Genomic DNA, 14,151 nt, shown 5'->3' with positions numbered 1-14,151 from the left:
TCAACAATCGTGTATCAAAAATAAACAATACTTTACTTAATCAACAAAGCGGTTCGTTGCTGGTTTTTCATCACTAACATATTCCAAAATATCGCCCGGTTGGCATTCTAACACCTCGCAAATTGTTTCCAAAGTACTAAATCTGATTGCTTTTGCCTTTCCGGTCTTCAATATGGACAGATTTGACAAGGTCAATCCGACTTTATCCGAAAGCTCATTGAGAGACATTTTTCGTTTAGCCATTACAACGTCTAAATTCACTACTATTGCCATCACTTATACGGTTAAATCATTTTCGTCTTGTATTGCCACTCCTTTTTTGAAAATGGTTGCGATAATATAAATTACGGCTCCCATCAAAATAAACGCCTGACTGTCGGCCCAAAATTGATTTAAATTATCGGTAATAAAACCGTGTCGGTTTAAATTCCCAACAAACGCTCGGGCACTATAACTCAGCAAACCAATTGAAAGCGTGAAATAACCGATCTTGGAAATTTGTCTGGCAACATATGCGTCAAACGGTTTCGACAAATCCATTTTATGCATTAGCATGACAACCAAGTAAAAGAGCCCGGCTTTTAAAATTGAAATAATCAGAATAAAACTATACGTTCCAAAAAAAGCAAACCTATTGTCGCGGTACATTTCACTTAAGTCTAATTTCTGATAAAGATTTTGAACAAATTCAGGTTTGAACAGACTGAAAAAAAAGTTTACGATTACGCCTCCTGCCTCAATGCTCAAGCCGACAAAAATAAGCCAAGCCACAATATGTAACCCTTTAAATACGAAATTGTTTGTTGTTGACATCATTCCTAAAATTAAATTTGACACATCAAAAATAATTATTATTTATCGATAAACAATAAAAATATAACTTTATTTAAAAAATATTTATCGAACAAACAGAATAACCGTCTTGAAGCTAACCTACAATTCTTTATTACAACGATGGAAATGCACAAATGACAGCAAAAAGAAATTCAAAAATCAAAACACAAAAACCACTCTCCGTTTAACGATACAATTGCACTATCTTATCGACGATGGTTTGCGCCAACTTGATTTTGCTTTCTACGGTCCAGCCTGCGATGTGCGGGGTCAACAGTACATTGTCTGCCTGCAGTAAATATTCGAATGCAGGTGGTTTTTCATCCTCAAACAAGTGTTCGAACGAAAGTTTTTCGTATTCCAACACGTCGAGTCCGGCACCCAGTATTTTTTTCGATTGAAGTGCCGCAACCAAATCGGCGGTAACCACACTGTTGCCTCTGGCGGTATTGATAAACCAAAACGGCTTGGCAAAGGCGTTGATAAAATCGGCGTTGATCATTTTGTCGGTTTCCGGCGTCCAGGGCGTATGCAGACTCACCACATCGACTTTCTCCTGAAATTCACCCAAAGACACCTGACGCGCATTTTCGTCGCCCAAATCGCTTACAATATCGTAACACAACACTTCCACATCGAAACCGCGGAGTTTCTTCGCAAACGATTTCCCCATATTTCCATATCCTATGATGCCCACGGTTTTTCCGTCGAGTTCGTGGCCGCGGTTGCTTTCACGGTTCCAATGCCCACTGCGCACCTCTTTATCGGCTTTATTTAAATTATTGAAAAGGGACAACAGCATCCCGAGTGCATGTTCGCCTACCGCATTACGATTGCCTTCGGGAGCAGCGATCAGGGCAACTCCTTTACTTTCGGCATAGTCGCAATCAATACTTTCGAGTCCGGCACCTACCCGCGCGATAAATTGCAGCTTCGTGGCTTTGTCCAGAAACGTTTTGTCGATTTTAAACCGGCTACGGATGACAATCCCGTGATAGTCGTGAATTTTAGCTTCAATTTCATGCTTAGAGGATTTGAAATCTTCTTCGTTCTGAAATCCGGCTTGTTGTAATTGTTCCCACAACAACGGATGGTTGCTGTCGATGTGAAGGATTTTAATTTCTTGTGGTTTCAAGTTACAGTCTGTGTTTTTTCAAAAGTACAAAATTGATTTAAATGCAGATAACTTAAAACAGCTCTAACAGACTATCGGAATTTATACAAATCTTAAGACTTACTTTAACCGTTTAGACTTACTTTTGCCAAAAATTATCATTAAAACGATATGGACAGTTACCAAAGGAAAATAAATAATCCCGAATAAAGACCCCGCATCTTGCGCTTTATTCGACAAACAATGAAGCGTAAAGCATGAAAAACTTTTACAAAAATGGTCTTTCAGGGTTGGTAGCCACTGACAACCAAATCGAAAATTGCTGGATTGCAATTGAAAACCCAACTGCTGACGACCGTAATTTCTTACTGAACGAACTGCAGATTCCCGAAGCCTTTTACAATGATATTGAAGATATCGATGAACGTCCACGTATCGAAGAAGAAAACCGATGGCAGTTGATTATTCTGAGAATCCCTTATAAAAACAATGATTCCAAGCTTCCGTTTACCACAGTACCATTGGGAATCATTTTTAAAGAAGACATTTTCGTGTCGGTTTGTTTCCATTCCACGGAAATGATTGGCGATTTTGTTGCCTACACCCAACGCAAAAACATCCTTATCAAGAATCACTTCGATTTGGTACTGAAACTTTTGCTATCTTCCAGCATCTGGTTTTTAAAATACCTCAAGCAGATCAATCAGCGTATTAAACTGGCGGAAGACAATTTGGAAAGATCCATCAAAAACGAAGAATTACAAGCTTTGCTGCAATTGGAAAAATGCCTGGTATTCTTCATCACATCCATAAAAGGGAACGATGTTTTGTTTCACCGCATCAAAAACATCAAAAGTGAAAGAACGCATTTTGATCCGGATTTGCTCGAGGATGTAGACATCGAATTGAAACAGGCACAGGAAATGTCCAATATTTACAGTAACATCCTCACCGGAATGATGGATGCGTATGCTTCGGTAATTTCCAACAACCTTAACGTAATCATGAAACGGCTCACTTCGGTTTCAATCATACTGATGATTCCGACATTAATTGCCAGTTTGTATGGTATGAATGTGCCGAATGCATTGGAGAACAACCCAAACGGACTTTGGATTGTGATTTTATTTTCAGGAGTATTTTCGGTAATCGGAGCGGTGCTTTTTAAAAAGAAAAATCTGTTTTAAAAACCCAGAATGACTCTTGCGATAGAGAAATAAATCAATATCCCGAGAATGTCGTTGGTGGTTGTGATGAAAGGCCCTGTTGCCAAAGCGGGGTCAATACCGTATTTGTTCAGAATGATTGGAATAAAAGTACCGTTAAGTGAGGCGATAATAATTACCGACAACAAGGCTATGGTTACGGTAACGCCGATATGGATTTCATATCCCAATAAAAAATAACTTCCGGCAAAAAGAATTGCCGATAAAATGAGTCCGTTAAGCAAACTAAGTGATAATTCTTTTAACAAACGTTGTACGATGCTTCCGGTTATGGCGTTGTTGGCCAAACCCTGTACGATAATCGCCGAGGATTGTACGCCAACATTTCCACCCATAGCTGCAATTAGCGGGGTAAAAAAGAACAAGGCTTTATGAGATTCCATGGCCGGTTCGAAAATATTCAGCACCCGTACACTGATAAAACCTCCGAAAAGCGCCAAAACCAACCACGGCAAGCGCGCGCGGGTGAGTTCCAAGATGCTGTCATCCGCCTCCACGTCTTGCGAGATACCGGCTGCCAACTGGTAATCCTGATCGGCTTCTTCCTTGATTACGTCGATAATATCATCAATGGTGATGCGGCCCACCAAACGTCCCATTTCATCTACTACCGGAATGGCTTCCAAGTCGTATTTCTGCATGATACGGGCCACTTCCACATCGGGCGTATCTACTTTTACATAATCTACTTTTTTGATGTACACCTCACTGATAGGCGTTTTGGTAGAGGTCGTCAGTAAATCTTTCAGGGAAAGTCGGCCTTTCAAGCGGTCTTCGTCGTCCACCACGTAAATCGAATGTACGCGGGTAACGTTTTCGGCCTGATGGCGCATTTCTTTCACGCAGGTGAGTACGTTCCAGTTTTCGTTGACTTTCACCAACTCTTTTCCCATCAAACCCCCGGCGGTGTCTTCGTCGTAACGCAACAAATCAACAATGTCTTTGGCGTGTTCAACGTCTTCCAGCTCGGAGATAACCGCTTCCATTTTAGACTGTGGTAGTTCGGCAATAATGTCGGCCGCGTCATCGGTATCCAATTCGTCCAACTCTTCTGCAATTTCCTTAGCGGAGAGTCGGCGTAAGATGTTTTCCCTTAAATCGTCTTCTAATTCGAGTAGAATTTCGGCCGTTTTTTCGGAATCGAGTACTTTAAAAATATAGGTAGCTTCGTCGAAATCCAATTCGTCCAGGATTTCGGCAATATCAGCGTGGTGCAAGTCATTTAGCAGGGCTTCCAGTTGCTGGTCGCTCTTGCTTTGAATAAGTTGCTCTAATTGTTGAATTAGGTCTTTGCTGATTTTAAACTCCATCGGCTCCTATTTTTTGGGTCAGTTCGATAAATTGTTCCACGGAAAGTTGCTCCGGACGGAGGTCAAAGATACTATCTTCTCGTAACTTATCCGACAGATTCATCGATTTTAAGCTGTTACGCATGGTTTTTCTGCGTTGGTTGAAGGCCGTTTTCACTACGTTAAACAGTAATTTCTCGTCGCAGGGTAATTTGTAATCTTCTTTACGGATCATACGCATCACGCCCGATTTCACTTTTGGTGGCGGGGTAAAGACATGTTCATCTACCGTAAACAGGTATTCCACCTCGTAAAAAGCCTGTGCCAGCACCGATAAAATCCCGTAAACCTTGCTTCCTTTTTTGGAACAGATGCGTTCGGCCACTTCTTTTTGAAACATACCCGAAAATTCCGGAATCTGATCGCGCAATTCTAAGGTTCGGAAAACAATTTGTGTGGAAATATTGTAGGGGAAATTCCCAATGATGGCAAACGGTTCACTGTTGAAAACTTCCTTAATGTTGTATTTCAGAAAATCTTTCGAAATGATTTTTCCGTGCAGTTTCGGATAATGTGCATCGAGATAGGCCACCGATTCGGTATCGATTTCAATCACGTAGGTATCGATGGGTTTTTCCAATAAATATTTAGTAAGCACACCCATTCCAGGACCGATTTCCAATACGTTTTTATAACCTTGCAAGGTCAGGGTATCGGCTATGTTTTTGGCAATACTCTCATCGTTTAGGAAGTGTTGCCCGAGGTGCTTTTTTGCTGTTACTTTATCCATATTCAGATTGTTGGATTGTTAGATTAATGGATTGTTGGACTAATAGAAGGACAGATTATTGGATTTGCTAAAAAAAATCAAAACATTTAAAATAGCTAACAATCTTACTGTCCAGCAATCTAATGATCCGATATCAATTCCAGTTCCGTACGAAACGCCAGCATTTTATCGCCAAAAAGTTGCAATCCTTCCTCGCGAAGTCTTGGCGCATCTTCTTGATAATACCGCTCCAGGGTTTCTTTGGAATCGGTGGTATACTGAATGGAATAGGTTACCCCGCCCATTTCTTCTTCCACCAACACTTTCACCATGCGTGCCGCAGTGAATTTTCCGGTGGCCAGCACGTCGTTGATGTGTTTTTCCTGCATCCATTGCATCCATTGGTCGTGAACGCTTTCGTGTATGTTGATGGTTACGTTGTAGATTATCATCTTTGATTATTTGTGTATTTGTTATTTGGTTTCTTCAACCCTTATCTCTTATCCCAATTTCCTATTTCCTATTCCCTTCTCAACTACAAATTCGTATCGCCCCGCAATTTACGGTAATAGGTCCTTGCCTCGACGAAATAAATACTGTCCTGATGACTGAAGAGCACTTTTTCATATAAGGCTTTGGCTTTTTCGACATCCGACAGTTGCTTTCGATAAATCTCTGCCGAGAAAAACAAAGCTTCATCGGTATAGATACTCTCCTTGTGGTTGTCGAGGATTTGCTGGTAGAAATTTAAAGCCTGTTGAAAATCATTTTGTCTTTCATACAATTTTCCGACTCTCAACAGCGTTTCGTCTTCGATACCTTGCCCCTTGTGTTGCTCCAAAATCATTTTAAACTGACTTAAGGCTTCCGGATTTTTGTGCTGGTACATCAAAAAATCGGCTCTTGCGAATTTTTTTAAAGCGACTTGCGTACTATCTTCCACGGTATTGTCGCTAATCAGCAGAAACAATTCCAGCGCATCGTTGGCAATCAGTTGGGAAGACGATGACTTCAACACTTTAAACTGTTTCTGAGCCCATTCGAAATCGCCTTTAAAGTAACTGGCTTTGGCCATTTTCAGACTCGCCTGATGTCCGATTTCATCATTTTTTAAATCATCTTCGATTTGCGCATAAAAAATTATCGCCTGATTGAATTTTTCATCCAACAGTAAAATATCGGCCAGTTCGTCCTTCACTTCCGCTTTTTGGTAATTGTTCAAGGGCAATGCCAACGCGTTGTTTAAAATGGCTTTCGCTGCGTCGAATTGTTTCAGCTGAAAGGCATTAAAATGAGCCGAAAGGATTTGCAGGTGCAACGAATAAGGCGATATCCCGTACTGTTTCAGCAACAGTTCCAGTTTTTGACGGATTGCTGGGTAGACTTTCGCAGAAGCTTTGTCAATTTCCATCGAAACCAATTGGTAATGGGCTTCCATCTGCAATTCCAAATCCTGTGTGTTTTGCAGAATGAAGTTGAGTATTTCCGTAGCGGTTTCCACTTCACCTTCCTGAACTGCCAATTGCGCGAGATTGATGATGTTATAAAAATTTTCGGGATTGCGTTTAAAAATGGCTTTTTCCTGAATAAACGCTTTTCCGTATTCTTTTTGTTGTACAAAATACCAGCTTAAAAACTGGTTCCAGAAAACATCCTGTGTTTTTTGAGTACGAATCAGCAATGCTTTTTTCAGATAGCTGTTGAAAACCTCATTAGATTCTTCGGTCATGAATCGGGTAAGCTGATTCTGCACCATCGGGAGGTTCATCGGATTGGAAAAGGCAAAATCAAGCAATTTATCAGTCATCAGTTCCATATTCCCCATTTGCCCCTGCAATAAAGCCAACTGGTAGTCGAAATTAAAATTGGGATTGAGGGATTTCCCTAATTCATAAGCCTGAATGGCTTTTTCAACGAGTACTTTTTGTTCGAAAGTATTGGCAACCCCATAAACATTATTAGGATTTTCCCTGATTTTGTCTAACGCGATTTTATAATTCTTTTCGGCCTTATCCTGCATTTTCTGCAACTGATAATTGTAACCCAGTTCTACATATAAATTGTCCTGTTTTAATTTATCAATGCGGCTTTGAATGAGCTTTTCGGCCTTATCGTACTGCTTTAACTGCTGATAACAAGCAACTGCTTTTTGAAAAGCCACATAATTATAAGGCTGTGCTTTGATTACATCTTCGTAGACCACAATGGCTTTTTCGAATTCGCCGCGGTCAAAATAATTCTGCGCCAACTGTTCGTTTTGCGAAAAAACGGTTAGCGAGAAAAGGAACAGCAGATGGAAAAAGACTTTTTTCATTGGCACAATTAAGCTATAAATTTAAACATTGAATTTGTAATTGACGTACATTACGTTGTTAATTTACAGCCAAGGTCATTTGTATGGATTTGTATTATAAAAAAAGTCCCGATTTCTCGGGACTTTTTCCTTGTATTTTAATTGTCTTAGTCGGCTAAAACAATTATTTTATTGTCATTCATTTCGATTGTTCCCGATTCGATTGGCAACCAAAATGTCTGTTCGTTCACTTTGTTGAATTTATCAGCAAACTCCTTTGCGATTTTTAAACCCGAACCTACAATTTTTACGTTTCCTTTCCCTAACAACGACACAATTGGCGCGTGGTTGTTTAACATCTGGAACTCGCCGTCTACTCCGGGAACCGCTACCGAGGTAACTTCTCCTTTGAATAATGTGGCTTCTGGTGATACTATTTCTAAAATCATGTTTCTAATTGATAATTGATAATTAACAATTGACAATTATCCATTGTCAATTATCCATTGATTTACGCTTCAGCTAACATTTTTTGTCCCGCTTCGATAACATCTTCGATGGTACCTTTCAAGTTGAACGCTGCCTCAGGTAAGTGGTCTAACTCACCGTCGATAATCATGTTAAATCCTTTGATAGTATCTTTAATATCAACCAATACACCCGGAATACCTGTAAACTGCTCTGCTACGTGGAACGGCTGAGACAAGAAACGTTGTACACGACGTGCTCTTGATACAGCTAACTTGTCATCTTCAGACAACTCTTCCATACCTAAGATCGCGATAATATCCTGTAATTGTTTGTATTTCTGTAAAATCTCTTTTACTCTTTGCGCACAGTTGTAGTGATCTGCACCTAAAATTTGCGGGGTTAAGATACGAGAAGTAGAATCCAATGGATCTACCGCAGGGTAAATACCTAACTCAGCAATTTTACGAGACAATACCGTTGTAGCATCTAAGTGAGCAAACGTAGTTGCCGGTGCCGGGTCTGTTAAGTCATCCGCAGGTACGTAAACCGCCTGTACTGAAGTAATAGATCCTGTTTTTGTTGATGTGATACGCTCTTGCATCGCACCCATTTCCGTTGCTAATGTTGGTTGGTAACCTACCGCAGATGGCATACGACCTAAAAGTGCCGACACCTCAGAACCTGCTTGTGTAAAACGGAAGATGTTGTCTACGAAGAAAAGTACGTCTTTCCCTTGTCCTTCACCAGCTCCATCACGGAAATATTCAGCGATAGAAAGACCTGATAATGCCACACGAGCACGTGCTCCTGGCGGCTCATTCATCTGACCGAATACGAAAGTCGCTTTCGACTCTCTCATACCCATTTTATCTACTTTAGCCAAATCCCATCCTCCATTTTCCATAGAGTGCATGAAATCGTCACCATATTTGATAATTCCTGACTCTAACATCTCACGAAGCAAGTCATTTCCTTCACGTGTTCTTTCTCCTACTCCTGCGAATACAGAAAGACCACCGTGACCTTTTGCAATATTGTTGATCAACTCCTGAATCAATACTGTTTTACCTACACCGGCACCACCGAATAATCCAATTTTACCTCCTTTTGCGTAAGGCTCAATCAAATCGATTACTTTAATCCCTGTGAATAAAACTTCTGATGAAGTTGATAAATCTTCGAATTTTGGAGCCTGACGGTGAATTGGCAAACCATTCTCACCTTCTTTTGGCAAATCTCCAAGACCATCAATAGCGTCTCCGATAACATTAAACAAACGGCCATAAATATCTTTTCCGATTGGCATTTGGATTGGGTTACCAGTTGAAAGCACTTCAGTACCTCTACTTAAACCATCCGTTGAATCCATGGAAATTGTACGAACTGTATCTTCACCAATGTGAGACTGCACTTCAAGTACTAATTTTGAACCATCTTTTTTAATGATTTCTAATGAATCATAAATCTTTGGAAGTTCGGCATTTTGCGTGTTAAAAACCACGTCAACTACCGGCCCGATAATCTGTGCAACTTTTCCTGTAACTTTAGACATTGCTTATGTATTTATTAAACAGCTATTTACGTTTCTTGAAAAAACCTCTTTTTTCAGAGCGCAAAGATAGTTTTTTATATGCTAAAAATGAAAATTAATTTTTGAATTTTTTGCAATAAAAAAGCGGATCGCTAAAAATCCGCTTTGAATATTATTCTACAGTAACCGATTTTGCAAGGTTTCTCGGCTGATCGACATTACATTCGCGCATGACCGCAATATGATAAGACAACAACTGTAACGGTATTGTGGTCAGCAAAGGTGTTAGTGCTTCTGCCGTATCCGGAATTTCAATTACATGGTCGGCCAATGCACGTACCTGCGTATCGCCTTTAGTTACCACGGCAATGATTTTCCCGCTTCGTGCTTTGATTTCCTGTATATTACTTACTACCTTATCGTAATGATTTTGCTTTGGCGCAATGACCACAATTGGCATGTGTTCGTCGATTAAAGCAATCGGTCCGTGCTTCATTTCTGCAGCCGGATAACCTTCTGCATGAATATAGGATATCTCTTTTAATTTCAATGCTCCTTCTAAAGCTACCGGGAAATTATACCCTCGCCCTAAATACAAGCAATTGGGTGCGCTTTTGTATATGGAAGCAATCATTTTTGCCACTTCATTGGTTTGCAATGCTTCTTCCACTTTTTCCGGAATCAGTTCCAGCTCCAGCAAATAACGTTGGTAATCCGACGTGTTCATAGTGCCTTTTGCTTTAGCCAAACGCAATGCCATCATCGTCAATACCGTAATTTGTGTGGTAAACGCTTTTGTAGACGCCACTCCGATTTCCGGACCGGCATGTGTGTAGGCTCCGGCATGTGTCTCACGCGAAATAGACGAACCCACCACGTTACATACCCCAAAAACAAACGCTCCTTTTTCTTTTGCCAGCTTAATTGCCGCTAAAGTATCCGCAGTTTCTCCTGATTGCGAGATAGCGATTACCACATCGTCCGGATAAATAATTGGATTACGGTAACGGAATTCAGACGCATATTCCACTTCAACAGGAATTCGCGAAAATTCTTCAAAAATATACTCCGCAACCAAACCGGCATGCCATGATGTTCCGCAAGCCACAATTAAAATTCGATTCGCGTTGGTAAATTTGTCGATATTATCTTCTACACCAGCCATTTGAATCATACCTTTGTTGGCATGCAAACGCCCTCTGTAGGTATCTTTAATCACACTTGGCTGTTCGTAAATCTCTTTCAGCATAAAGTGATCGTAACCACCTTTTTCGATCTGTTCCAGATTCATCTGTAACTGTTGAATATAAGGATCTACTAACGAATCATCTTTGATTTTACGAACTTTCATCGGTTTATTCAAACGTACAATCGCCATCTCCTCATCTTCAAGATAAATCGCATTGGTAGTATATTCAATAAAAGGTGAAGCGTCGGAAGCAATAAAATATTCCCCTTCCCCGATTCCGATGGCCAACGGACTTCCCAAACGGGCTACCACGATTTCATCGGGTTTTTTGGTATCCATCACTGCAATAGCATAAGCACCAACCACCTGATTAAGTGCCACCTGAACCGCTTTCCCTAATTTAAGATTGTCTTTCTTCTGGATTTCCTCAATCAGATTCACCAACACTTCTGTATCGGTATCCGACTTAAAAGTATAGCCACGATTAATCAACTCTTTCTTTAGTGGCTCATAATTTTCGATGATTCCGTTATGAATAATCACCAATTCTCCGGAATTCGAAAAATGAGGATGAGAATTCACGTCATTCGGCACTCCGTGAGTAGCCCAACGCGTATGTCCCATACCCATGGTTCCGGTTAATGAAATTTCTTTTTCAGCTCTGGCTTCAAGGTCGGAAACTTTTCCCTTTGTTTTGGAAAGTTTAAATTTTCCTTCTTCGCACAAAACCAAACCAGCACTGTCGTACCCACGGTATTCCAGTCTTTTCAATCCTTTAATAATTACAGGATAAGCCTCTCTGTAACCTATATATCCAACAATTCCACACATAATTTAGTCAGGTTTTGTATAGTAAATCTCTAATTTAAGTCTTTTATTCGAATCCGTACTGTTCGGACTATGCAAAATAGTCCCCAACGGATTGATAACCGAAGAAAGCGGCACAACTCTTGTGGGTTGCTGCCCAGCCGGCGGTCTCATGTAGGCATTAGTAATAGTATTTATATTCTCCGTTACCACCAACCCCAATCTGAAATTGGTTGAATCGTTCTTAATACAACTTTTCAGATATTCTGTAATTCTGATTTTATACTTAAGTCCTTTCCCATCGGCACTTTTTTCGATAATCCCTCCAAACCCTCTTTTGTTGAATTTGGGAACAGATCCATTGGTGGAACCGTCAGCATAAAAATCAACGAGCGGTTTTTTATTATTATAATCATACAAATAAATACGATTAGGCTCTAATTGTCCTGTCAGACTCATCGCAGCCTGATCGATATAAAAGGTAAGATTCGCCTCATTAATCAACCAATTGTTAGCTCTCAATTCGTCTAACGCATCGGGTACCTGATTATTATTGGCATCTATACTTGTATCAAATAAATCAATATAAGCTGCCGATCCGTTACCACCTTTTAAATAAAGCTTTTGATTTAATGGATCCGAAGGCAACGTATAATCGGTATCGAAGAAATTAACGGTATTCCCCCCCAATCTCAATGTTAAATTACGCTTAAGTCTTGTAGCTGTTGGGGTAGTCGGATCATTATCATCATCCGTAGAAGAATCCATCTTGTAGGTCATCTTAATATAGCCTTTTGAAAAATCCAACAAAGCCATCGCGCCATCTGTGGCATTAATGGCCTGTGCCTGAAAATACAAGCCCCTGAAATGCGACTTAAAAGCATTGTTATTGGATAAATTTTGAGCCCCTGCCTTTAGAATTTTATTTTCGAAATACTTTTTATTAAGGTTCAACCAAATTCCGGGTGCGAAACGCTCTTTAATAACCCGTAGCGACACATCGCCCTGATCGGCCAAAACCTCACCGGAAGCATTCACATAATCACCGGCTCCATTGGTTTTGTATATAATTCTTTCCTCATTGTTAAAGAAAAACTCTTCATTCTCAGAAAGATTTGTGGAATTATTCAGATAAGGTCCGCTCGGAACTGCATTTCCAGAAGGATCAGCTCCTATGAGATTACTCTCTATCAAACCTTTATCATTCGAATAAAAACGCTGTACTCCATTTTCATTATCCGGGTTGTAATTTCCTAAATAATACCCGTTTTCATATACTTTCAGCTTAAACTTATCGACGTTATTTTTATAAACGGAATCCAACTCAAACTGGCGAATTCCATCCGCATCCGTATCCGTTTGCGTGCTAAAAAACGGCACATACACCCAAACCGAATCAATTACAGGATTTGTATTAACGGTAACATTTGAAAAAGGCAATTCAGCCTGTGTCACAAAATGCGCCGTAGTGGTTCCAAAAGCCGGGTTATGATAAGTCCCAAGTGAATTTAAAGTCAGATTATTGGTTTGTACCGGCCCTGTAGCAAAGTTACTTGCAGTAATCGGAAGTTCCGTTTTGGTAAAATTAAAATAATCATCCCCAACAATTTCCGAACCGATGGTATTGAATTCTTTGTCACAAGAAGCAAAAAAAACTATCGAAGACAACAGCAGCAACTTCTTAACCAATGAAATTTTATTCATATTCTTTTTATCAATTTATTATAAAACCTGCGTTTTGTAGAAATTCGTATATACTTCCGCAAATTTTTCTTTCGGGACGAAAGGTAAAAAAGGTTTATTTGATGTTTCTATAAATTTTGTTAAACTTGGAGACACCTCTTCCGATGCAATAATAACTGCATCCGAATGCATGATGGAAGTTTTCATAATGTTTTCGAAATTCGGAACAGCCAAATCGCTAACCGCCGTTTCAGGAACATTGTCAAAAGTCACCTTCTTAAGCATTTCGGGATCTAAAGTACCGTCAAAAGACTGACTGTACACCGAAGTTACAATTTTAGTGTCGGCAAAAAGCGCTTCATTTTTATAGAAATGCTTCATGTATACCGGAAGCATTGCTGCCATCCATCCGTGCACGTGAATAATATCCGGCACCCAATTCAGTTTTTTTACGGTTTCCACTACTCCTTTCGCGAAGAAAATGGCGCGTTCATCGTTATCCGGATACAAAACCCCTTCCTCATCGGTAAAAGTCGCCTTGCGTTTGAAATATTCGTCGTTATCGATGAAGTAAACCTGAATACGCTCTTTCGGAATGGAAGCCACTTTAATAATCAAAGGCATGTCCATATCATTCACCACCAAATTCATTCCCGACAACCGAATCACCTCATGCAACTGATGTCTGCGCTCATTAATATTTCCGTACCTTGGCATAAAAATGCGTATTTGGCCGCCCTGATCATTAATCATTTTCGGCACGTCATACGACATTAAAGAAACCTCATTTTCAGCTAAGTACGGCACTACTTCGGATGATACATACAATATCCTCTTATCCTCCATTTGTATTTTATTTTTAAAAATTGGGTACAAAAAACAGGCAAAATTACAAAAATTTATGCAGTTATTTAACAAAATAGTAAGTTTGCAGTCAATTTAAAC

The 14,151-nt window shown here is 40.0% G+C and carries 13 protein-coding genes; 1 reads left to right on the top strand and 12 read right to left on the bottom strand.

The features are described from left to right. Positions 1-36 precede the first annotated feature (36 nt). From FCR2A7T_RS09925 to FCR2A7T_RS09915, 3 genes are all read right to left on the bottom strand, one after another. Positions 37-273: a helix-turn-helix domain-containing protein gene (locus FCR2A7T_RS09925; RefSeq protein WP_035118157.1), complete on the bottom strand. Its 237-nt coding sequence runs from the start codon at positions 271-273 to the stop codon at positions 37-39. A 3-nt stretch (positions 274-276) separates the two neighbouring features. Further along, positions 277-816, bottom strand: coding sequence for a DUF2975 domain-containing protein (locus FCR2A7T_RS09920; protein WP_023571149.1), 540 nt, complete (start codon positions 814-816; stop codon positions 277-279). A gap of 202 nt (positions 817-1,018) precedes the next feature. Beyond that, entirely contained in the window at positions 1,019-1,969 is a 951-nt protein-coding gene (locus FCR2A7T_RS09915; RefSeq protein ID WP_023571148.1) for a 2-hydroxyacid dehydrogenase, read from the bottom strand. A 236-nt stretch (positions 1,970-2,205) separates the two neighbouring features. On the opposite strand from FCR2A7T_RS09915, the gene FCR2A7T_RS09910 reads away from it, so the two are divergent. Beyond that, complete coding sequence (locus FCR2A7T_RS09910; RefSeq protein ID WP_023571147.1) at positions 2,206-3,135, top strand: magnesium transporter CorA family protein; 930 nt, start codon at positions 2,206-2,208, stop codon at positions 3,133-3,135. Here the strand turns inward: FCR2A7T_RS09910 and mgtE are convergent. The 9 genes from mgtE to FCR2A7T_RS09865 form a co-directional block, all read right to left on the bottom strand. Next, positions 3,132-4,484: a magnesium transporter gene (gene mgtE / locus FCR2A7T_RS09905; RefSeq protein WP_035118153.1), complete on the bottom strand. Its 1,353-nt coding sequence runs from the start codon at positions 4,482-4,484 to the stop codon at positions 3,132-3,134. The genes FCR2A7T_RS09910 and mgtE overlap by 4 nt on opposite strands. Continuing rightward, positions 4,474-5,253: a 16S rRNA (adenine(1518)-N(6)/adenine(1519)-N(6))-dimethyltransferase RsmA gene (rsmA, locus tag FCR2A7T_RS09900; RefSeq protein WP_023571145.1), complete on the bottom strand. Its 780-nt coding sequence runs from the start codon at positions 5,251-5,253 to the stop codon at positions 4,474-4,476. Before rsmA ends, mgtE begins: the two co-directional genes overlap by 11 nt. 119 nt (positions 5,254-5,372) lie before the next feature. Next, the gene (locus FCR2A7T_RS09895) at positions 5,373-5,684 is read right to left on the bottom strand and encodes a DUF4286 family protein (RefSeq protein ID WP_023571144.1); all 312 of its coding nucleotides are present in this window, start codon (positions 5,682-5,684) and stop codon (positions 5,373-5,375) included. An 83-nt stretch (positions 5,685-5,767) separates the two neighbouring features. Next, on the bottom strand, positions 5,768-7,546 hold the full coding sequence (locus FCR2A7T_RS09890) for a tetratricopeptide repeat protein (protein ID WP_023571143.1): 1,779 nt from the start codon (positions 7,544-7,546) through the stop codon (positions 5,768-5,770). Between the two features lie 146 nt (positions 7,547-7,692). Then, positions 7,693-7,974 carry a F0F1 ATP synthase subunit epsilon gene (locus FCR2A7T_RS09885; protein WP_023571142.1) on the bottom strand — a complete coding sequence of 94 codons (282 nt, stop codon included), beginning with the start codon at positions 7,972-7,974 and terminating at the stop codon, positions 7,693-7,695. 62 nt (positions 7,975-8,036) lie between these two features. After that, the gene (gene atpD / locus FCR2A7T_RS09880; RefSeq protein ID WP_023571141.1) at positions 8,037-9,548 is read right to left on the bottom strand and encodes a F0F1 ATP synthase subunit beta; all 1,512 of its coding nucleotides are present in this window, start codon (positions 9,546-9,548) and stop codon (positions 8,037-8,039) included. 151 nt (positions 9,549-9,699) lie between these two features. After that, complete coding sequence (gene glmS / locus FCR2A7T_RS09875; protein ID WP_023571140.1) at positions 9,700-11,547, bottom strand: glutamine--fructose-6-phosphate transaminase (isomerizing); 1,848 nt, start codon at positions 11,545-11,547, stop codon at positions 9,700-9,702. A gap of 3 nt (positions 11,548-11,550) precedes the next feature. Beyond that, the gene (locus FCR2A7T_RS09870) at positions 11,551-13,227 is read right to left on the bottom strand and encodes a DUF4270 domain-containing protein (protein WP_023571139.1); all 1,677 of its coding nucleotides are present in this window, start codon (positions 13,225-13,227) and stop codon (positions 11,551-11,553) included. An 18-nt stretch (positions 13,228-13,245) separates the two neighbouring features. Further along, on the bottom strand, positions 13,246-14,052 hold the full coding sequence (locus FCR2A7T_RS09865) for a glycogen/starch synthase (RefSeq protein WP_023571138.1): 807 nt from the start codon (positions 14,050-14,052) through the stop codon (positions 13,246-13,248). Positions 14,053-14,151 lie beyond the last annotated feature (99 nt).

Origin of the sequence: Flavobacterium cauense R2A-7 (assembly GCF_000498475.1) — a bacterium.
GTDB lineage: Bacteria > Bacteroidota > Bacteroidia > Flavobacteriales > Flavobacteriaceae > Flavobacterium > Flavobacterium cauense.
This window is presented reverse-complemented; position numbering and strand designations above follow the sequence as displayed.

What these genes read in the sequence shown, in the direction of transcription:
- FCR2A7T_RS09925 (WP_035118157.1), bottom strand. Translation starts at nt 273, where the DNA reads ATGGCAATAGTAGTGAATTTAGACGTTGTAATGGCTAAACGAAAAATG.
- FCR2A7T_RS09920 (WP_023571149.1), bottom strand. Translation starts at nt 816, where the DNA reads ATGATGTCAACAACAAACAATTTCGTATTTAAAGGGTTACATATTGTG.
- FCR2A7T_RS09910 (WP_023571147.1), top strand. Translation starts at nt 2,206, where the DNA reads ATGAAAAACTTTTACAAAAATGGTCTTTCAGGGTTGGTAGCCACTGAC.
- mgtE (WP_035118153.1), bottom strand. Translation starts at nt 4,484, where the DNA reads ATGGAGTTTAAAATCAGCAAAGACCTAATTCAACAATTAGAGCAACTT.
- rsmA (WP_023571145.1), bottom strand. Translation starts at nt 5,253, where the DNA reads ATGGATAAAGTAACAGCAAAAAAGCACCTCGGGCAACACTTCCTAAAC.
- FCR2A7T_RS09895 (WP_023571144.1), bottom strand. Translation starts at nt 5,684, where the DNA reads ATGATAATCTACAACGTAACCATCAACATACACGAAAGCGTTCACGAC.
- FCR2A7T_RS09890 (WP_023571143.1), bottom strand. Translation starts at nt 7,546, where the DNA reads ATGAAAAAAGTCTTTTTCCATCTGCTGTTCCTTTTCTCGCTAACCGTT.
- FCR2A7T_RS09885 (WP_023571142.1), bottom strand. Translation starts at nt 7,974, where the DNA reads ATGATTTTAGAAATAGTATCACCAGAAGCCACATTATTCAAAGGAGAA.
- atpD (WP_023571141.1), bottom strand. Translation starts at nt 9,548, where the DNA reads ATGTCTAAAGTTACAGGAAAAGTTGCACAGATTATCGGGCCGGTAGTT.
- glmS (WP_023571140.1), bottom strand. Translation starts at nt 11,547, where the DNA reads ATGTGTGGAATTGTTGGATATATAGGTTACAGAGAGGCTTATCCTGTA.
- FCR2A7T_RS09870 (WP_023571139.1), bottom strand. Translation starts at nt 13,227, where the DNA reads ATGAATAAAATTTCATTGGTTAAGAAGTTGCTGCTGTTGTCTTCGATA.
- FCR2A7T_RS09865 (WP_023571138.1), bottom strand. Translation starts at nt 14,052, where the DNA reads ATGGAGGATAAGAGGATATTGTATGTATCATCCGAAGTAGTGCCGTAC.